A 21,028-nucleotide genomic window follows, 5' to 3' on the forward strand; every position below is an offset into this window, starting at 1 on the left:
ATAAATAATCATTAAATATGAGTGGTTTTATTAAGGCTTAAGTCTAATATTAAGAGTAATGTCGACTTGATATTAATCAAGTTATCGAATAGATTTTAAGCATACCCCTACATAACAATATTCATGTATATAATAAAAGGTAACTCTTATGTCAGAAGTAAAAGTATCTGCCAAAATGGTAAAAGAATTGCGTGACCGTACTGGTCTTGGCATGATGGAATGTAAAAAAGCGTTAGAAGAGTCAAATGGTGATGTTGAAACTGCTATTGATAACCTACGTAAATCAGGTCAAGCGAAAGCGGCTAAAAAAGCCGGTAACATCGCAGCTGACGGCGCTATCATCATCGCTCAAGGCGACACCAAAGCATTCTTGTTAGAAGTTAACTGCCAAACTGACTTCGTTGCAAAAGATGAAAACTTCACTGCATTTGCAGAAAAAGTCGCAAATATCGCGCTAGAAAACAATGAGACTGACGTTGCAGCTATCTCTGCATTACCTTATGGCGGTGGTCAAACGGTTGAAGAAGCACGTGTATCTCTAGTACAAAAAATCGGTGAAAATATTCAAATCCGCCGTGTTGAAGTACTTGAAGGCGCTAACATTGCTGCATATCGTCACGGTCTACGTATCGGTGTGGTTGTATCTTACGAAGGCGGCAGTGCAGACACGGGTAAAAACCTTGCAATGCACATTGCAGCATTCAACCCTGTTGCAGTAGATGATGAAAGCGTAGATGCTGATGTACTAGCACGCGAAAAAGACATCATCGAAGCAAAAGCGAAAGAGTCTGGCAAGCCTGACAACATCGTTGAAAAAATGATCGAAGGTGGCTTACGTAAGTACCTAGACGAAGTAACGTTACTACGTCAGCCATACGTGATGGACAATGAGAAAAAAGTTGGTGACGTACTAAAAGCTGAAGGCGTAAAAGTACTTGATTTCAAACGTCTAGAAGTTGGTGAAGGCATCGAGAAGAAGCAAGAAGACTTTGCTGCTGAAGTTGCTGCTGCTCAAGCTGCTAGCAAGTAATTTTAAGTAATATAAGATAAGTAGTATAAATCGTGAAAAAGCCCGTTATATCAATAACGGGCTTTTTTGTGTTTGTTTACTTCTGAAAGCTTCAAAAAATAAGCTATTTATGCTGAGTGTGAATATCAATTATCAATATTAACGTAGTGCTAAGTAAGCAGAGTTGGCGTAACTGGCACTGTTGGTATTACTACTGGTGCCATAACTGACGTTTTGCATGCCACCGCCATTATTATTGGTGTTATTGCTATTACTGGCGTTCATCGTATTGCCAGATAAACCTGAATCGTTTTTATATAGGCTATGATAGCGGCTCATCACACTTTTGACATAGTTACGCGTCTCTTTAAACGGTGGAATGCCATTGTATTTATCGACGTTACCTTCACCAGCATTATAACCAGCCACGGCAAACTCAACATTATTGTTAAAGCGGCGCATCAGCCAAGCGATATATTTCGCTGAGCCTTCGATGTTATCGGCAGGATTCCAAGGATTACTGACTTTGAAGCGGCGGGCAGTAGCTGGCATCAGCTGCATCAAACCTTGGGCACCGACAGGTGAGCGAGCATTGGGATTAAACGCAGATTCGGTATGCATCATGGCTTTCATCAGCGCAGGATCTACGCCATGACGCTCGGCTGAAGCACGGATATAGCTATCATAAGAGTTGCGGCCACTGCTACTACTTGCAGTGCTGCTACCGTAATCAGCACTAGCATTGCTACCAGCATTGTAAGCGTTAGAATCTTTATAATAGGTGGTTTTTACTTTTTTGTTAAATTTATCAAAATTACCGCTAGGATTGACGTTGGTAAGGAGTACTTGTCCGCCTTTGTCTTTGTAGATATACATATTGCCTGCTTGAGCGGCGATAGGGAGGCTAGAGAAGGCAATAGCTGTCAGTAAAACGGGAGACAAGCAGCGCGTCATTAAAGGTGCAATATTTATCATAGGGTTATCACTTTTTATCGAGTAATAGCAAATTGCTTTGCCTATAAGCGCGTCAGGTCGCGCGTCAAAGCGGTTATCGCGTCTGTAGGATTTTATAGTAACCAAATATGGCGACTACCTACGAATTCACGTCTAACAAAACCACTTGCAATAGATACAAAAAATAATAGTTGTTTACTATAACACAAAATAAGTTTTTGCCACATCTGAATGCGTGCACGCGCAGTCAAAAGTTATTTTAATTTGTAAAAAAAATTGAATGAAATCAAGATGGTAATAGAAGGGATGCTACTCAGTAGCTGATAATGGCGAGGTTTTCGTCTTTATCTTTGCTATAAAACTCATTAAGACATGAAGCTAAAAAGGTCTGTAAAATAAGCTTAGGTAAAAGTTAAAGCCCATCAAGGATGATGGGCTTTGTGTTTACATTTAACTTAAATCATTTCAAGACGATAACGCACTAATAAAGATAGGTACCCAAATAGCGGTGACTAAACCATTAACGGCTAAGCCAAATGCAGCATAGCGTCCAGCAGTATGACTGATTTGCCACGCTTCTACCGTTCCAAATGCATGGGCGGCTAAGCCAAGTGCTAAGCCTTTGGCGCGGTCATCGTCAACACCGCGAAATAAGAAGCGCGCTAAAGTACCGCCAATGATTCCTGAGACAATAATAATTAAGTTTGCCATTGCCAGCGGGGCTTTAATCAAATCTGCCACACTAAGACCAATTGGTGTGGTCACTGAACGGGTGGCAAAGGCCAAGATGGTCTCATCACTAAGTGAAAACAGATACGCCAATGACATGGGTAGCAAGGCGCCAACCAAACTTGCCAGCGCCACAATCATGGTGAGTTTTTTGACCGGCAAGCCTTTAAAGTTCATCGCTGCCAACGGTACAGCCAATAATACCGTCACATAGCCTAATAAGTGGTCAAATACCGGTTTTGCCACGCTGTAATAATGGTTGTAATCCCATTGTAAAATAAATAAAAACAGCAACACTAATACCAATGCGGTGATGACCATGGGCAACCATGACAGCTTGCGCGCAAGGACGCGAGCAATGACGTGCGCTGCCAAGGTTAATAATATCGCAGCAAGGGTTGCTGTAAATACACTACTAAAACTCATAACGTTGCCTTGTCCCTACAGCTTAGTGCTGTCCCTTCTGCTTGTTGGTCATATTCGTATTGTCGTTAAGCGTATTGTCTGTATCACTGCTGTTATTAAGAGACCGATTGGCAAGGATAGCCAGCCCCCAAAGTGGGATAAGTGTACTGATAATCATCGTCAGCATCACCCCCCAAAACTCATCGCCTAATGCGAATAGCAGCAAGCCTGCGCCGGCAGAAACGGGTAAAAAAGCAAAGCCACTATCAACCAATAAGGTGTTGCTTGCTTGGGTTAGCCAACTGGGCAGCCCTTTTATGAGCCGCCAAATCAGCAAGATGACAAACATGGTCAGCAAACCGACAATATTGGCAGCTTTTTCGATACCGGCCAATTGGCAAACAATGACGGCAGACTCACGAACCACCACAACCATTATCAGCGTTAATATTAACGCCGTCCATAAGGGTATGTTTGAAGAAGAGGAAGGCTTCATAAATAATTTTGGCCAAATAAAATATAACAAGAGAGGGTATAAATGGGAGCTCATAGAAGTACATAGCATTATTAATTGCGAAACCTAGCAATTAAACGTTACTGGTATATTTTCCAGAGATATTTTAATGCAAGCATATTGCCTGATTATATAGAGAGTAAGCAAACTAATAAAGCCTAAGCATGGATTGCAGGTGCGATGAGGATATGATGCAGGTTTTAAATCTCCTATAAAATAGTGACTAAGCACAGGGCATATAAAAAGGACGCTATCAAACAATAGCGTCCTTTTCTCAAGATTTATTTTAGATTGAATGGTTTAAAGCGAATCTATTTAACTTTGCGAATCAGATTCTTGGGCCGCGGAATTTAATGCTTCAAATTCAGCAAAAGCGTTTTCTTCTTCTGCCGTTAAAGATTCTTCTTCATTAGTGTTAATTTCTTCATCAATCTGTTCAAACTCTTCAAGTATCGGCATCAGCAGCGTTGCCTGTGCTAACGGCAATACATCTAATGGTTTTAAATTGGCTTGACCCAGTAGCTGCTTGAGCCTGTCACTTGGTAGACGAATGGTTAAGCATTCATGACCATTGTCGTCGTAGCTTTCTTCCAAAATCACCCCAAGCTCATACAAGGTATTTTTAAATTGACCCGCATTATAAGGCAGGGTCAAATCAAAGGTTGTCAAAGTACCCATTAATAGTTGCTGGACAGCAAGTGACAGCTCTTCCATACCGAGGTTTTGACGAGAAGAGACATAAACTCGATTTGGCTGACCTTCCTTAGCATAGCCAATGTGTGCAGGCTCATCGGTCAAATCAATCTTATTATATACGTTGAGCACAGGCACATCGTTATCGATTTCAGCCAACACATCTTTAACCGCTTGAATCTGCTCGTGCATATCTTCACTAGATGAATCGATAACATGCAGCAATAAGTCGGCTTCTAACGTTTCTTCTAGTGTTGCATGAAACGACTCGACCAGCTCATGTGGCAGATGACGAACGAAACCCACCGTATCGACCAATACGACGCGACCAACACCTTGCCAGTCTAAACGACGTAACGTTGGGTCAAGCGTGGCAAATAACTTATCTGCCGCATAAATGTTTTCATCAACCAAACGATTGAATAGGGTAGATTTACCAGCGTTGGTATAACCAACAAGTGAGATCGTTGGCACGTCTGATTTTTGCCGACGTGCTCGACCTTGGGCACGAGTCTGACGTACTTTTTCAAGTTTGGTTTTTAGCTGAGTTACACGTACTTGTAATAAGCGACGATCTGTTTCAAGCTGGGTTTCACCGGGTCCACGTAGACCGATACCGCCTTTTTGACGCTCCAAATGCGTCCAACCACGCACCAAGCGCGTCGATAAATGATTTAACTGCGCAAGCTCAACTTGCAGCTTACCTTCGTAAGTACGGGCACGCTGCGCAAAGATATCTAAAATTAAGCCTGTACGGTCAAGGACGCGGCATTGTACCAAAGCTTCAATATTACGCTCTTGTGATGGCGATAAATTGTGATTAAAAAGGACGATATCAGCGTCATGTTCGCGCACCAATTCTGCTATTTCTTGTGCTTTACCGCTACCAACAAAGTATTTGGCATCAGGACGTGCACGTGAGCCTGTGACCAGTGCCAAGCGATCAGCACCTGCCGAATCTGCAAGCAGCTCAAATTCGTTAAGATCATCAGGATCTTGAATTTGGCGGATGTCTAAATGTACTATAATGGCGCGCTCGCCACCTTCATGTCTTTCAAAATATTCCAAAGAGTATCACCTATATCATTAAGTAAATAGATGGCGGTTATCGATTTATTAACTGTCGATATAGCCTTCATATGACCCTCTATATGTGGTCTTATCACTTGATATTAAAGCGTATTAACGCAATTAGCCATGCTTTTATGTTACAGGGTTTATTATTAAATAATATAGTAGTGAAAGTATGAAGGTTCTCATAAGAAAGCTATTAACGGCAAGGTTGGCTTTTCTAAACGTGCTAATCTGTCGAGCGGTGGTAAAGTAAAAATGAGATGCGTAAAAATGAGCTGATAGCTAACTATTGCAAAATATTAACAAAAGCCACTCATAACTCAGTGCACAAGTCGTCACTGAATGAATAAATTTTGTTATACTCATGACGCTTGTTTAAGAGATATAATCATAAGTTTTTTAAGCGTTAAGCTTTTTAAGTAATAGGCTTTTTAATCACTAAGCTCTTTAATAAAGAATTTTTTAACCCATAAGTTTTTAACCACGAGGGACACAGATGAGCCAATCTAAGTCAGGCTTTTCACTCAAACAGCAACTAGGTCGCGGCAAACAAATCGCTGGCATGACAACTACTATCGCTGGCGGACTGCGCGCAGCCCAACGTATTGGTGCCTTTAAACAGCCGCCACGCGAAAAACTACCGCGCTATATTCAAGCGTTTTGTCGTAAAATGGCAGGCTCTTTTGGTGTACAGGTTGTGGCAGTCGAGCGCGTAGAGCAGCACCACGGTCTATGGGTCTCTAACCATGTGTCATGGATGGATATTCCGGTAGTGGGTACGCTAAGCCCTGCTTTTTTCTTATCGAAAGCTGAGATTGGCGATTGGCCGATATTTGGTAAGTTGGCGCATGCTGCAGGTACGGTATTTATCGAGCGTGGTTCCGGTGATGCCGGCACGGTCGCTGCCCAAATTGCCACCTTTTTAACCAAGGGTTTTTCGGTAATGTTTTTTCCAGAAGCCACTACCACCGATGGCAAAAAGATTAAGCGTATCCATGGCACTTTGCTACAAGCGGCGATAGATGCTGACGTGCCGGTACGCCCGTTGGTGATTGCTTATGTGAATAAGGACGGCACTTTGAGTGAAGCGTTACCTTATTACGGTAAGCTGACGATGAAAGATAGCCTAAAAAAAGTGCTTGATAGTAAAGACGTGACGGCTTTTGTCTTACCGCTTGAGCCGATAGATCCTAAAGGCCTAAGCAAAAGTGAGCTGACTGATTTATTACAAGCGCATATGCAGGAAGGCTTGGCTGAATTACATTCACGCGTATTAACGAAAGTAGCTAAAGTATAAGCAAGCATCAAACGGTCTAAAATAGAAAAGTTTTAATAGAAAAAGTAGTAGCAGAAAAGTAGTCATAAAAAAGGCGCAAATCTTAGTAGTCAATACTAAGGTTTGCGCCTTTTTCTTTACTATGCAAATACTGGCAGTTTAGCTTATTAAACCCTGAAAAACATCAGATTATAACGCCAGAAAACTATGGTGATGGATTAGGATGCTGGGTATGTACCGCTTCGATAGCGGCTAAGACGTCTGCGCTTAAAGTTAAGTTGATGCTATCAATATTGGATTGCAGCTGCTCAGTGGTGGTCGCCCCAATGATATTACTGGTGACAAACGAGCGCGAATTAACAAAGGCCAATGCCATTTGCGCCATATCCAAACCAGCGTCAGCAGCAATTTTAGCGTATTGAGCAGTGGCGGCTTTTGCTTCTTCATTGGTATAACGGGCAAAGCGGTCATACATTGTCAAGCGCGCGCCAGTAGGACGTTTACCGTCAAGATATTTACCAGACAATACCCCAAAACCAAGCGGCGAGTAGGCAAGTAAACCAACATTTTCACGATGGGCAATCTCTGCCATGCCAACTTCATATACGCGGTTTAGCAAACTATAAGGATTTTGCACCGTGATAGGCGCGATTAAACCATTTTTTTCCGCTTCCCACAGGTAGCGCATCAGACCCCAGGCGGTATCATTTGATAATCCATAAGCGCGAATGCGACCTTTTTTAATCTCATCATTTAATGCTTGGATGGTTTCTAAAAAAGGCGTCAAATCATCTAGCGACTGCGCTGCCATCTCTTCAGTATAACCGAGCTGGCTAAAATAGTTGGTTTGACGCTCAGGCCAGTGTAGCTGATAGATATCAATATAATCGGTCTGCAAACGTTCGAGATTGCTATCAATGGCGCTACTGATATGCGCAGCATTAAAGCGTGTTTGACCGTCACGTAAAAAATTCATCGGTGATATTTTACTGGCAAGAATGACATTGTCACGCTGTTTGGTTTTGTTAAACCACGTGCCCATAAAGCGTTCGGTATCGCCTTGTTTGTCTTTATCAGGCGGTGATGGATACATCTCGGCGGTATCCCAAAAGTTCACACCTGCACTAAGCGCCATATCCATCTGTGCATGCGCATCGCTTTCGCTATTTTGCTGTCCCCACGTCATCGTCCCTAAGCAAATTTTTGAGACTTTTTCATTGAGCTGCGGCAGTGTTTGATATTGCATTTTTCTGTCCTTTTTAATTTTAATATAGAGCTATTTTTATACTACATCAGTTTGATACCCGTGACGCCCGGTGGGGTGACTTGGAATATTTTAACTTTAAAAAGTACCGATTGACCGGCAAGTGGATGGTTAAAATCGACTTCTACTTCGTCGTCATTGATAGCGCTAATGGTACCAGGCAGGGTGTTTTTACCTTTGTCTTCAAACTCGACCAACATACCGATTTCAGGATTGTCAGTGACCAAGGCAAATTGGGTACGACTAAAATGCTGGATGTTATCAGGATTCCACTCACCAAATGCTTGCTCAGGGTCAAGGTGAGCGCTACGCGTATCGCCAGCCCGTAGGTTCATCAGTACTTGCTCAAACCCTGGCAACAAGCTCTCGTCGCCAATCGTCAGCGTCACTGGTGCATCACGGTTAAAGGTTGAGTCAATCATCGTACCGTTTTCTAGCGATACTTCAAAATGCAGTTTAACAAGGCTGCCATGGGTGATACGTATATCTTCATTAGGCGTGATAAATTGGGAGTCGGTCATAGTAAAAGCTACCTATTGCTGGAGTCGAAAAATAATTAAAAATATGGTGAAAAATAATGTCGCAAATGATAAGACATCTGGTAAAAGTTGTAAGCCTAAATAGTGTAACGCAAATAGTGTAATATATTTGGCGAATCTAAGAGAGAGCGAAGTATTTATGGCAAAACTGATGGCAAATAAACAACAAGGTTATATTAAAAAATGGCAAGAAGATAAGGGTTTTGGTTTTATTGAAACGGAAGCAGGCGAGTCAGTATTTTTTCATGTCAGTGCGTTTAAAGCCCAGCGTTGTCCCGAAATTGGTGAGCAAGTAGTTTTTACAGTGGGGCAAGACAATCAGGGTCGCCTGCAGGCAAAGGATGTACAAGAGCTCAGCTTTGTGCAGCAAAAAATGGCGCAAAAGAACAGCCAAATCCGCCAGCGAAATCACAAACGTAGCGCCCAAGCAGAGTTTGAAGCGGAACAAAAGAAGCGCTTATTCCTCGGTATTGGCTTTTATGGGGTTCTAATTTTATTTGTATTCATGAATAAGCTAAGCTGGCTGGTACTTGCTTGGTACGCTATATTAGGCATCATTACCTATGGCATGTATGCCAAAGACAAAGCCGCTGCCCAAAGTGGCGATTGGCGTACGCCTGAATCAACCTTGCATATTTTAAGTGCGCTTGGTGGTTGGGTCGGAGCGATGGTCGCGCAAACCTACTTACGTCATAAGTCGCAAAAGCCTGAATTTCGTATTGCTTATTATTTAACTGTGATTATTAACTTGGCAGGATTGTTGTTTATATTGGCGGGTAAAGACTTTGCATTTTTGGCAAATTTGCCGTTTGGTTAAGTTTTGGCATATACATTGATTAAATAATTGCCTAATTCATTATTATTATGCAAATACTGGCTTTAACCAAATGACTATCTATCGCTAACTGATAGATGACAATAGCTTCTTTTATTATTGTTATTATACTTGAGGATTAAATAGAATCATTTGAATACTTAATATATTAATAATCTTAAAGAGGAAAATAATGAGTAATAACAACAATAAGACTAATGATGTTAATTTAACGCAAGATATTTTTGCTGCGTTAATCGACAATCATGAGGTTCAACGAGCGTTATGCGATAAGCTTGAAAGTACGAAAGATGAGTCGCAGCGTAAAGCCATTTATGAAGAGTTAAAGCTTGAATTACAGTCGCATGCGGCGGCAGAAGAGCGTCATTTATATGTGCCCGTCATGCAGCATGATGACGGGCTTGATTTATCTCGGCATGCCATTACTGAGCATCATGAAATGGATGAGATGATGGAGACTTTGGATGATGGACGTATTGGTCAAGAGAAGTGGGATAGTACCTGTGCAGATTTGATTCATAAGGTACGCCATCATTTAAAAGAAGAGGAAAATGAGTTTTTTAAAGAGGCGAAAAAGATTTTAGATAGCGACTTGCAGCAACGTCTTGGCTCATTATATCAAGTTGAGTATGCTGAGTTTAAGCAAACACATGCGGATGATTGATTGCCAAAATGTTTTGTGTTTTTTGATAAATAAGAAAATTAGCGCATAAAAATAGCCACTATTGATAGTGGCTATTTTTTTAAGGATTATTCTTAAAGGTATGAATCTCGTCGTTTCGAGGACAGTCTAATACGTTATAACACTAGACCTCACGCTTCTTTTCTAAAAACAGCATGTCGATAACAATCAGCGCCACACCAATGCAAATACCAACATCGGCAATGTTAAAAATTGGATAATGCCAAATGTCGGCATAATGCACATGAATAAAATCAATGACGTGACCATGTAGTAAGCGGTCAATCAAGTTGCCAATAGCGCCACCAAGCACCAGGGCTAGACCTAACGATAGCAGCTTGGCTTTACGCGGTGCTTTTACCAAATAACCGATTAAAAACAGCGACATTATTAGAGCTAATCCAGCAAAAAACCACTTTTGCCAACCGCCAGCATCTGCCAAGAAACTAAACGCTGCGCCATAGTTATAAGCAAGCGTCCAATTCAAAAACGGCTCAATCACGGGTACTGGCTCGAGGAAATTTAGCTTGGTTTCAGCCAGCCATTTCGTCCACTGGTCAATGATGATGACCACCAGCGACAGCAAGTACCACATAAAGGCGCGACTGCCATTAGCAACCATTTTTGGGGTCTTATTCAGACGACTCTTAGGCGTGGTTGAACTACCTGTGGTCGCATGTGCAGGTTTAGGCGAATGATCAACCTCAACCTGCGGCTGCTTATGTTCCGATGAGTCTGTCGGATTAGGCGTAGAATTAGGCATAATGGCGCACCTCGCCGTTACCGCTGACGTTGGTCACGCAGCGTGCGCATAATTCTGGGTGCGTAATATCTGTACCGATATCATCACGGATATGCCAACAGCGTACGCATTTGGTGCCGGTGGCAGCACTGACTTCGACCAATAAATCGACTGATTCATCGGCATTGCTATCAGTTTGGGCAGCGGTACTGTCTTTGCTCGCAGCAGGAGCGGCGCTCATTGGTTTCAATGTCGCGCTACTGGTAATTAACACAAAACGCAGCTCTTCACCAAGCTTGGCCAAACTTTCATGCATTGCACCATCGGCATATAAATCAACGCCAGCAGATAAGTTGGCATTGATGATTTTTTCACCGCGTGCTGTTTCGATATGTTTATTGACCATATCTTTTGCTTGCATGATACGTTGCCAGTCATCGGTACTGATGGCACTTAACTCAAACTCTGGGAAGGTATACCATTCTTCAGTAAACACGTATCCTGCGTCATTACCGTTTTTACCTTCCAATACTTCCCATGCTTCTTGTGCCGTGAATGATAAAATCGGCGTAATCCAGCGAATCAACGCATGGGTGATATGGTAAATCGCCGTTTGCGCAGAGCGACGCGGCTGCCCATCAGTTTGGGTGGTGTACTGACGGTCTTTGATAATATCTAAATAGAAGCTACCCAAATCCTGCGAGCAAAACGCGGTGACATGCTGGGTGACTTGATGAAAGTCCATCGCATCATAAGCGCTAATGATTTGCGCTTGTACCGTTTGCGCCCGCTCAATGATGAATTTATCAAGGCTGACCAGCTCATTAATATCGACACTGTTGGTGGCTGGATCAAAGTCATCAGTATTCGCTAGTAAGAAGCGTAAGGTGTTACGGATACGGCGATACATATCGATAGCGCCTTTAAAGACTGTCTTACCTGCGCTCATCTCATAACGATAATCGCTAGACGCAATCCACAAACGCAGCATGTCCGCACCTGTTTTATTAATCTCGTCTTGCGGCGTGATGATATTGCCCAGTGATTTACTCATCTTGCGGCCGTTTTCGTCAACCACAAAACCATGCGTCAATACTTGCTTAAACGGTGGGCGCTCGTACATCGCCTCTGAGGTTAATAATGACGTCTGGAACCAACCGCGATGCTGATCCGAGCCTTCTAAATATATATCAGCGGGATTGGTCAGCTCATCACGTTGCTCAAGTACTGCAAAATGCGTCGTTCCTGAATCAAACCAAACGTCTAGGGTATCAGTCGCTTTATCATAGTCAGCGGCTTCCGCGCCTAAGAAATCTTCACAACTGGCATCAAACCAAGCCTCTACGCCACCTGCATCGATTTTTTGTGCAGCAACTTCCATCAGCTTAAGGGTGTTTGGATGCAGCTCACCCGTTTCTTTATGAGTGAAAAAGGCAATCGGCACGCCCCATGTACGCTGGCGTGAAATACACCAATCTGGACGACCGGTCATCATCGCTTCAATGCGGTTTTGTCCCCACGCTGGCGTCCAGTTGACCTTAGGGATATCAGCAAGCGCACGCTCGCGTAAACCTTTGGCTTCCATATTGATAAACCACTGCGGCGTTGCACGGAAGATAATCGGTGATTTATGACGCCAGCAATGCGGATAACTGTGCTCAATTTTGGTATGGCTGATTAAATGACCGTTATCATGGAGGGCGGCAATGATTTGCGGATTGGCTTTATAGATGTGCTCACCAGCAAATACCGCTGCACTGTCCAAATAAACGCCTGTACCGCTGACTGGATTTTCAACAGGTAAGTTGTATTTCAGACCAACGATATAATCGTCGAGACCGTGACCGGGCGCAGTATGGACGAGGCCAGTACCACTATCAGTGGTCACGTGATCGCCTAGGATAAGCGGCACTTGACGGTCTTCTATTAATGGATGCTGGGCGTGCAGACCTTCAAGCTCACGTCCTGATACGGTTGCCAATATGCCTTGATTGCTGAGCTTAAGCTCGGTTAATGCCGTTTCAACCAAATCAGTGGCTAATAAGAAGTTGCCTTTTTCAGTCGCCACCACACTGTAGTCATGCTCAGGATGTACGGCGATTGCTTGGTTAGCAGGTAGTGTCCAAGGCGTTGTGGTCCAGATGATGGCTGCGATATTGCCATCAATCTCGCTCAATGCCGCAACCTTTCCGGTATCCAGCACATCAAAGCTTACATAGATAGCGTCAGAGACTTTATCTTGGTATTCAACTTCGGCTTCAGCTAGAGCGGAGCTACAGTCCAAGCACCAGTTAACGGGCTTCATGCCACGGGTTACGTGACCATTGTCATAAATTTTGGCAAGGGCGCGCACGATGTTGGCTTCTTGATGGAAGTTCATCGTTAGATAAGGGTTGTCCCAATCACCGAACACACCTAGACGTTTAAAGTCTGCTTTTTGCAGTTCAATCTGCGTGCTTGCATACTCGCGGCATAGACCACGGAATTCAGTCGCAGAGACTTTTTGGCCGACTTTGCCGACTTTGGCTTCAACCTTTTGCTCGATAGGTAGACCATGACAATCCCAACCAGGTATGTAAGGCGCATCAAAGCCTGATAAGGTTTTTGACTTCACGATAATGTCTTTCAATACTTTATTGACCGCATGACCTAAGTGAATTTGACCGTTGGCGTATGGAGGGCCATCATGCAAAATGTATTTGGTCGCACCCGCACGTGCCTGACGAATTTTGCCGTACACGTCATCCGCTTCCCAAGCGGCAAGCCAATCTGGCTCACGTTTGGCAAGGTTTGCACGCATTGCAAAAGGTGTATCAGCAAGGTTTAGGGTGTCTTTATAATCTTGGCTTGGTGTATCGTTACTTTTATCAGTCATAGAAAGTGTCTTATAAAATGATGGTTAGAGGTTGCGTTTGAAATTCAGGCTTAAGGTTAAATATAATATGGGGTCAAACATTTGATAATCGATGCTAGCCTTTTGCTTAGAAAACTTTGCTTAGAAGATATTGCTTATAACGTGTTGTGTATGAGTTGCTTGTAAATAGTTACGTCCATCATAAATACTAATGAGACGATTGCAACAAAAAATATCTTTAATAGATAGCAGGATAATTAGAAAAGTGAATATGATAACGGCAGCTATTATATGACAAAACGGGTAGGGTAAAAAGAGCTGACCAGTATCGGCCTGCTTTTAGCCAAAACCAAGCACTTATGTCAGCATCAATACCTTGCCTATTAAATCATAGGTCTCACAAATTTGATTGTCTATTTGTTAGATTATACCTAATTGGCTAAGCGCTAAAAAACTTCTGACAACCACAAGCGCAATTTCAGCGACCAAAGTGGCTGCATACCAGTCAAGCCTTGCGTCATCTCACCATCTTTTAGGACGACATAAGACGGCGTTACTTGCCCTTGCCAATCAGCAAATATCTCACCTTCTTGGTCATTGACGGTGGTAAAGCGATAATTGTGTTCAGTAAGGTAGCTGTGTAGCTCTTGGTCAGAGCCTGATTTAATCGCAATGGTCACCACAGGATAGTCATTTGCAGCGGCAAGCTTATCTATGGTCGGTGAGGTCACCCGACAAACCGGACACCAGGTTCCCCAAAAATATACCAGCGTTGGCTTATCCCGACTCAGCGCTGCTAAGTCAACGCTCTGCCCTTGATAGTCAGTCAGTTGCAATTGCGGATTGGCGGGCATGACGGGTTGTCGCCACCAGTTAATAGCAATATAAATGACCGCAAATACCAATCCATATATAAGCAGGTTTTTAGCAAAAGAGAATATCTTTTGCTTGGGCGTTTTTTTTGGCGTATCAATAGTCTTTTCAATATTAAGATTAGAATCAGTCGTCATAGTGGTTGCTTTTTTTGCTCTTAAAGTTTTTGATAGATAAAAATAAACGGCTGAATGGTCAGCCGTATTATTATATTTTCTACGTTATTATTCTTAATGCCTGTATTTTAAAGTAATCGCTTAAGGCTTTTGTGCACGGTCTTGCAGTGGATCGCCAATAAGGACGCTGCCTGAATTTTCACGGCGCTCTTCATCGGTTAATTTACTTGCTGGAATTTTAGCCTTTCTCTTCCATTTTAAGCTAAATAAATCATCACGGCGGTCAAGTAGATTATGCACCGAGCCTTCATTACGAACATGGATAAGCTTATCTAAGTTCAAATCCGAGAAGAATACCATCTCTGTATTAGGCGTGGTTTCCGCCATAATCGCATCATGCGGGAAAGCAAAATCCGATGGTGAGAAAATAGACGATTGCGCATACTGGATATCCAAGCTTTCAACTTGCGGTAAATTACCGACAGAACCGCAAATCATCACATAGCATTCATTCTCAATCGCACGTGCTTGGGCACAGTGGCGGACGCGCAGATAGCCGTTTTGAGTATCTGTCCAAAATGGTACGAACAAGATATCCATGTCATCAAGTGCCATTAAGCGCGCAAGCTCTGGGAACTCAACGTCATAGCAAACCAAAATGCCAATACGTCCAGCATCGGTATCGAATACTTTGACTTCATCACCACCTTCAATCACCCACGCGCTGCGCTCATGCGGAGTAATGTGAATTTTGCGCTGCTCTTCAACTGTACCATCACGGCGGCATAGATAGCTAACGTTATACAAGGTATCGTCGTCGTCCAAGAACGGCATAGAGCCGCTGATGACGTTAACATTATAGCTAACCGCCAAATGCGAAATCTCGTTTTTAAACCATTCGGTATAACCGGCTAAAAAGCGAATCGCTACGTTTTGGTCAGTTGATTCACACAAACCCATTAACGGTGCGTTAAAAAATTCTGGTAAACAAGCAAAGTCGGAGTTGTAATCAGCCATGATATCGACAAAGAATTCGACTTGTTGTAGCAGCTCTTCAGGTGATTCAACTTCACGCATTTGCCACTGGATACCGCCTATTCTGACCTCTGATTTACGTGTATTGGGCTTATAATCTTGCGGCTCATAATAAATATTTGCCCACTCGAGTAAGGTCGCAAAGCCTTTAGACTGTTTGTCATCTGGCAAATAAGCCGTCAAAATACGTTTAACGATAAAGCCATTTGATAATTGGAAAGACAGCGCGGAGTCATGAATTTCACGAGCTTCAACGGCTTCAATATATTCGCCAGGTGTTAAGTCTTGGTGATTGTGATAATTGGGAATACGACCACCGGCTAAGATAGCGCGGAAGTTTAACTGGCGGCACAGCTCTTTACGCGCATCATAAAGCCTACGACCTAAACGGTAGCCACGATATTCAGGGTCGATTAACGCATCTAAGCCATAAATAGCATCGCCTTCAGGGTCATCTCTAATAATTTCTTTATGGCCAATCAAATCATCATAGGTATGCGGGTTAGAAAACTTGGTGTAATCAACGCGCATAGATAGCACAATACCAATCAGCTCGTCATGGTCAAATAGCGCAATTTGTCCTTCAGGAAAGGCGTCAATCAAAGTATTGATAGTGTTTTTTGACCACGCACCGCCCAAGTTGACATAAACACGATCCATCAAAGCTTTAAGTTGCGAATAATCTTTTTTCTTAATCTCAGCAATGGTGAGGTGAAAGTCGTCTAATTTTTCTATCTTGCTCATAATGTTCCTGTCTGTCGTTGCTATAAATCAGTGGTAATAAATCGATGTTAATTATAAAGATGTTAATTATAAATCAGTATTAATAGGTATTGATAAAGTGAGTCATAAAAGAGGTAGCTATCTAAACTCGTTGGCAAAACGCCTAATGAGGGTTCTTATCTTGCTGCAATCGCTGCATACAAAAGCTAGCACTCCATTTTTGGTATAACTTATTCAGATAATAATGGCGAGAAAAACATACCAATAAGCTCATATAATCGTTACAATCAATTATCGTTGTATTTACAATGAGTTATAGCCAATAAGTTATAAACATTGCCTCTGTTATTATTAATCTTAATGAGGTGGTTTAGTATGTTTGCAAATGCTTATTTTGGCACTGTATCTTGCCCTTATTTTATAGGGTTTGTGCTGTTGTGCTGATAAATTCATTTTAAATGCAATTAAGCTTAAATATGATTAACACTGCGCTGCTTATGATAGCAAGCCTAGTACTCAATGACAGTCAAGCGGCGTAAATATTTGCTAGGTTTTTGTGACTCGCAATCTTTTATGAATGATGGGTTTATTTGTTTAAGCATCATCTTATCTGGCGTTTTTTTTCAATAGCCTTTTACCATGACCTTTTAGGATTTTTATTATGCCACTAACTTATCCTAATGCCTTGAGTAAATTAGATGAAATAGCAGACACGGCATTGGTACAGCTGGTGTATGTTAGCAGCTTGACGCTTGCCTCACGGTTTAATGCGACGATATTTGATGAAGTAGAAGGCCATGCGCGTGAATATAATCAGCAGCATGGCATCACAGGTACATTATGTTATGGCAATGGTCATTTTTTACAATGCATGGAAGGTGAAAAAGCCAAAGTTGCGGCGCTTACTCAGCGTATCTTTGCTGATACTCGCCATAAAAATGTACAAGTATTACTCTTAAAAACCATCAAGCAGCGTCGTTTTTCAGACTGGCGTATGCGTTTACTATTTTTGGAGCGTTGGTTATGGTCACCAACGACTAAGCAGCAAGCCGCGCAACTGTCAGCATATTTGCCATTTGCACCGCAAGATTGGTCGCATGAGCATACCGAGCAGTTTTTGCAAATTATCCAAACCTTTGACACCCCGCCACATATTAAAGCGGCAGGTATGACTTATAATGCGCTCGGCAATATGGTGCATCATGTGGCTGCCCCGCATCAAGCTTTTTTAGTCGTGCAAGGTTTTCTCAGTATATTGCTAATTATCGCCTTGGTACTGCTTTATTTATAAGTCACGAGAAAAGCTCAAATGTTTTTACATGCATAAATTTTTATACAAATGACACGCTGTTATCGTAGTAGTAAAAAAGACGCTAGACTTAACGTTTAGCGTCTTTTTTTATGCAATTAAATTATTGCGATAATCATAAATTGAACGAATTACATATCAAAAATCTTACCACGGTTCATAATATTATTCGGGTCAAAGACTTTTTTGACCTCGCGTAAATACTCAATCTCAGTTTCGCTGCGGCTATAGTTTAGATACGGCTTTTTAGTCATACCAACGCCATGCTCAGCAGAGACTGAACCGCCATATTTTTTTACCGTCTCAAACACGTGTTTATTAACGATTTGACACTCGGCAAAGAAATTATCTTTGCTCATGTTCTCAGGCTTTAAGATATTAAGATGCAAGTTACCATCGCCGATATGACCGAACCAACACACTTCAAAGTCCGGATAGTTACTGCTGACAATGTGGTCAATCTCGTCGATAAACTCAGGCACATAGCTGATTAGTACCGAGACATCATTCTTATAAGGGGTAAATACTGAGATAGTCTCAGAGATATATTCGCGCAGCTTCCACAGCTCTTCCGCTTGGGCAAGGCTTTGACTCATCACCCCATCAACGACCCAGCCTTGCTCCATACAGTGCTCAAAGATTGCCATAGCCTTATCCATGATAGGCTCGTATGGCGCTTCAAACTCTAATAGGGTATAAAACTTAGTGCGCGATTCAAACGGCTCTTGTACTTGACCATGAGCCATGAGCTTATCAATCGCCACATCATCAAAGAACTCAAACGCCGTCAAATCTATCCGGGCTTGAAAGGCAGAGAGCACATTCATGACATCAGTAAAGCTGTCCATGCCTAAGACCATGACGTTTAAATCTTGTGGCTGACGCTCAAGCTTGATTTGCGCATGAGTGACAAAGCCAAGCGTGCCTTCGCTACCGATAAACAGTTGGCGCAAATCATAACCGGTAGCATTTTTTACCATACCGCGGTTCAATTGCAAGATATCACCTTTACCAGTGACAACTGTGAGCCCCATAATCCATTGACGGGTCATGCCATAACGAATGACCTTAATACCGCCAGCATTGGTGCCGATATTGCCACCGATTTGACTTGATCCAGCGGAAGCAAAGTCGACAGGGTAGTAGAGGTCTTTAGACTCAGCGAATTGTTGCAGCTGCTGCGTGACCACACCGGCTTCAATCTCAACCATACGATCGGCAGGATAAAACTGTCCGATATGGTTCATCTTATCCATACTGACGACAATCTCACCATTGGCAGCAACGGCACCCGCAGACAAACCAGTACGACCGCCACTTGGGGTTAAGACCACATTATGCTCATTGGCAAGCAGTACAATCGCTTGTACTTGCTCAGTGGTTTTTGGAAAGACAATAGCAGCGGCCGCAGGGGCGAAATGCTTGGTCCAGTCTTTGCCCCAATGCTCTAAGCTTTCGCTATCAGTTTTTATTTGGCTGGGGTCAAACTGATGAACACCAAGTAAGTTGCTCAAAATGATTTGGACAGCATCAGTATGGGTTGTAGAGTTGTTTTGGGTGGTAGTGTTGCTTTGGCTAGCTAAAGAAGTCATGGTCAAATCTCGGTAGAAACGTAAGCGCTATGCATAAAAGGGATTATTATATCGCTAAATGGATATAACTCAGCGGTGTTAACTGTGTTTATATGACTAATTAAGTTCATATAAGTCACTGGGTTTATATAATTGATATAAGTATAAGTGAGCGCGTGTTGCAATGATATATAGATATGCGTTCATGCGCCTGACTAGTGTAAGTAATATTAATAATTAAAAAAACAGTTTAATAAATTTTAGATACAGCGTTTGCTTGCAAATTTTAAGTATAAGTTCTAAGTGCAAACTCTAAGTACAAGGTTTAGATATCGAGTTTATATACAGTAACTCACTATAGCATAAAAAGTTTTCAGGCTTGATAAGCAATAATTCATCTAATCTGCTAACATCGCTGCCAAATTTTGTGTAAGATATCCAGACTGTTTTCGTTTCATCCATCATACTTATCCCACTGATGATTTTTATAAGACAATTATAGGACAGTTCTCACATGGCGTTATCACTACAAAAAGACAAAATCCGGTTTTTATTGCTTGAAGGTCTACATGACAATGCGTTAAAAGTATTGGAAGGGGCTGGTTATCATAACATCGAGAATATCAGTCATGCATTGGATCAAGATGAGCTTATCGAAAAGATTAAAGACGCTCATTTCATCGGTATTCGCTCGCGTACGCAGCTGACGCGTGAAGTTCTTGAGCACGCACACAAGCTTATCGGTATTGGCTGCTTTTGTATCGGTACTAACCAAGTCGACTTGGACGCCGCTCGTGATTTGGGTATTCCTGTCTTTAACGCGCCATATTCGAACACCCGCTCGGTCGCTGAGCTAGTATTGGCCGAAGCCATTATGCTATATCGTGGTATCCCTGAAAAGAATGCGACCGTACACCGTGGCGGTTGGGGCAAGTCTGCGACCAACTCGCATGAAGTACGTGGCAAGACTATCGGTATCGTCGGTTACGGCTCTATCGGCTCGCAATTGTCTGTCTTAGCTGAAAGCTTCGGTATGAAAGTCATCTATCATGATGTCGTGACCAAATTGCCACTGGGTAATGCCGTGCAAGTAGGTAGCTTAGAAGAGTTATTATCAACCGCTGATATCGTCACTTTGCATGTACCTGATGTGCCAAGTACGCGCTATATGATGAAAGCTGAGCAGTTTGCGCATATGAAAGACGGCAGCTACTTTATTAATGCGGCACGCGGTACTTGTGTTGAGATTGATGATCTAGCAGCAGTGCTTGAGTCAGGTAAAGTATTGGGCGCAGCGATTGACGTGTTCCCGAAAGAGCCAAAATCAGCTGACGAAGAGTTTGAGTCGCCACTACGTAAGTTTGACAACGTTATCTTAACGCCGCATATCGGTGGTTCAACCCAAGAAGCTCAGGCCAATATCGGTCTTGAAGTTGCCGATAAGTTCGTTAGATACTCTGACCAAGGTGATACTGCAACCGCTGTGAACTTCCCAGAAGTTTCTGTGCCGTTTAAAGAAGGCTCGCATCGTCTGCTACATATCCATAGAAACGTCCCAGGCGTATTGTCACAGATTAACCGTCTGTTCGCTGAAGCGCACATCAATATTTTAGCGCAAAGCTTAATGACTGAAGGCGATGTGGGCTATCTGGTGATGGATGTGGATTATAACGATTCAACAGCCGCGCTAGATCAGCTAAAAGACGTTGAAGAAACGATTCGCGTACGTATCTTGTTCTAAAATCAAACGTTATCGTTTAATTTTACGACTGGTATAAAAAAGAGAGGCTCTATTATAGGGCCTCTCTTTTTTATGGCTAATACTTTAAAC

17 protein-coding genes are annotated in these 21,028 nt (G+C 42.5%); 6 read left to right on the forward strand and 11 right to left on the reverse strand.

Features of this window, described 5'->3' with window-relative positions; all coding sequences use genetic code 11:
* The first annotated feature begins 148 nt into the window (after window positions 1-148).
* Entirely contained in the window at window positions 149-1,030 is an 882-nt protein-coding gene (gene tsf, locus FHS24_RS06720; RefSeq protein ID WP_183619975.1) for a translation elongation factor Ts, read from the forward strand.
* A gap of 138 nt (window positions 1,031-1,168) precedes the next feature.
* On the opposite strand, the gene FHS24_RS06725 is transcribed toward tsf, so the two are convergent.
* From FHS24_RS06725 to hflX, 4 genes are all read right to left on the reverse strand, one after another.
* The gene (locus tag FHS24_RS06725) at window positions 1,169-1,984 is read right to left on the reverse strand and encodes a lytic transglycosylase domain-containing protein (protein ID WP_183619977.1); all 816 of its coding nucleotides are present in this window, start codon (window positions 1,982-1,984) and stop codon (window positions 1,169-1,171) included.
* Window positions 1,985-2,428: 444 nt separating this feature from the next.
* Window positions 2,429-3,118, reverse strand: coding sequence for an LrgB family protein (locus tag FHS24_RS06730; RefSeq protein WP_183619979.1), 690 nt, complete (start codon window positions 3,116-3,118; stop codon window positions 2,429-2,431).
* A 22-nt stretch (window positions 3,119-3,140) separates the two neighbouring features.
* Window positions 3,141-3,593, reverse strand: a complete 453-nt coding sequence (locus tag FHS24_RS06735; RefSeq protein WP_183619981.1) for a CidA/LrgA family protein — start codon at window positions 3,591-3,593, stop codon at window positions 3,141-3,143.
* Between the two features lie 333 nt (window positions 3,594-3,926).
* A complete protein-coding gene (gene hflX / locus FHS24_RS06740) occupies window positions 3,927-5,372 on the reverse strand; it encodes a ribosome rescue GTPase HflX (RefSeq protein WP_183619989.1) in 1,446 nt (481 codons plus the stop codon).
* A 502-nt stretch (window positions 5,373-5,874) separates the two neighbouring features.
* Between hflX and FHS24_RS06745 the strand changes: the two genes are divergently transcribed.
* Window positions 5,875-6,675, forward strand: a complete 801-nt coding sequence (locus FHS24_RS06745) for a lysophospholipid acyltransferase family protein (protein ID WP_183619991.1) — start codon at window positions 5,875-5,877, stop codon at window positions 6,673-6,675.
* 184 nt (window positions 6,676-6,859) lie between these two features.
* On the opposite strand, the gene FHS24_RS06750 is transcribed toward FHS24_RS06745, so the two are convergent.
* Together FHS24_RS06750 and fkpB are read right to left on the reverse strand one after the other, a co-directional pair.
* Window positions 6,860-7,900 (reverse strand): NADP(H)-dependent aldo-keto reductase, encoded by a 1,041-nt coding sequence (locus FHS24_RS06750; protein WP_183619993.1) that lies wholly within the window; start codon window positions 7,898-7,900, stop codon window positions 6,860-6,862.
* Between the two features lie 41 nt (window positions 7,901-7,941).
* The gene (fkpB, locus tag FHS24_RS06755; RefSeq protein WP_183619995.1) at window positions 7,942-8,439 is read right to left on the reverse strand and encodes an FKBP-type peptidyl-prolyl cis-trans isomerase; all 498 of its coding nucleotides are present in this window, start codon (window positions 8,437-8,439) and stop codon (window positions 7,942-7,944) included.
* Between the two features lie 157 nt (window positions 8,440-8,596).
* Here fkpB and FHS24_RS06760 point away from each other — a divergent pair, with 157 nt between their 5' ends.
* Together FHS24_RS06760 and FHS24_RS06765 are read left to right on the forward strand one after the other, a co-directional pair.
* Window positions 8,597-9,274: a DUF1294 domain-containing protein gene (locus FHS24_RS06760; RefSeq protein ID WP_183619996.1), complete on the forward strand. Its 678-nt coding sequence runs from the start codon at window positions 8,597-8,599 to the stop codon at window positions 9,272-9,274.
* Window positions 9,275-9,464: 190 nt separating this feature from the next.
* Window positions 9,465-9,956 carry a hemerythrin domain-containing protein gene (locus FHS24_RS06765; protein ID WP_183619997.1) on the forward strand — a complete coding sequence of 164 codons (492 nt, stop codon included), beginning with the start codon at window positions 9,465-9,467 and terminating at the stop codon, window positions 9,954-9,956.
* A gap of 142 nt (window positions 9,957-10,098) precedes the next feature.
* Here the strand turns inward: FHS24_RS06765 and lspA are convergent, their stop codons facing one another.
* From lspA to FHS24_RS06785, 4 genes are all read right to left on the reverse strand, one after another.
* Window positions 10,099-10,737, reverse strand: a complete 639-nt coding sequence (gene lspA, locus FHS24_RS06770; protein ID WP_183619998.1) for a signal peptidase II — start codon at window positions 10,735-10,737, stop codon at window positions 10,099-10,101.
* The gene (gene ileS / locus FHS24_RS06775; RefSeq protein ID WP_183619999.1) at window positions 10,730-13,591 is read right to left on the reverse strand and encodes an isoleucine--tRNA ligase; all 2,862 of its coding nucleotides are present in this window, start codon (window positions 13,589-13,591) and stop codon (window positions 10,730-10,732) included. Before ileS ends, lspA begins: the two co-directional genes overlap by 8 nt.
* A 425-nt stretch (window positions 13,592-14,016) precedes the next feature.
* On the reverse strand, window positions 14,017-14,580 hold the full coding sequence (locus tag FHS24_RS06780; RefSeq protein WP_183620000.1) for a protein disulfide oxidoreductase: 564 nt from the start codon (window positions 14,578-14,580) through the stop codon (window positions 14,017-14,019).
* Between the two features lie 120 nt (window positions 14,581-14,700).
* Complete coding sequence (locus FHS24_RS06785; protein WP_183620002.1) at window positions 14,701-16,338, reverse strand: carbon-nitrogen hydrolase family protein; 1,638 nt, start codon at window positions 16,336-16,338, stop codon at window positions 14,701-14,703.
* A 640-nt stretch (window positions 16,339-16,978) separates the two neighbouring features.
* Here FHS24_RS06785 and FHS24_RS06790 point away from each other — a divergent pair.
* A complete protein-coding gene (locus FHS24_RS06790) occupies window positions 16,979-17,608 on the forward strand; it encodes a BLUF domain-containing protein (protein ID WP_183620004.1) in 630 nt (209 codons plus the stop codon).
* Between the two features lie 149 nt (window positions 17,609-17,757).
* Here the strand turns inward: FHS24_RS06790 and FHS24_RS06795 are convergent, their stop codons facing one another.
* On the reverse strand, window positions 17,758-19,218 hold the full coding sequence (locus FHS24_RS06795) for an FAD-binding oxidoreductase (protein WP_183620006.1): 1,461 nt from the start codon (window positions 19,216-19,218) through the stop codon (window positions 17,758-17,760).
* Window positions 19,219-19,711: 493 nt separating this feature from the next.
* On the opposite strand from FHS24_RS06795, the gene serA reads away from it, so the two are divergent.
* Window positions 19,712-20,938, forward strand: coding sequence for a phosphoglycerate dehydrogenase (gene serA / locus FHS24_RS06800; protein WP_183620008.1), 1,227 nt, complete (start codon window positions 19,712-19,714; stop codon window positions 20,936-20,938).
* Window positions 20,939-21,028 lie beyond the last annotated feature (90 nt).

Origin of the sequence: Psychrobacter luti (genome assembly GCF_014192115.1) — a bacterium.
GTDB lineage: Bacteria > Pseudomonadota > Gammaproteobacteria > Pseudomonadales > Moraxellaceae > Psychrobacter > Psychrobacter luti.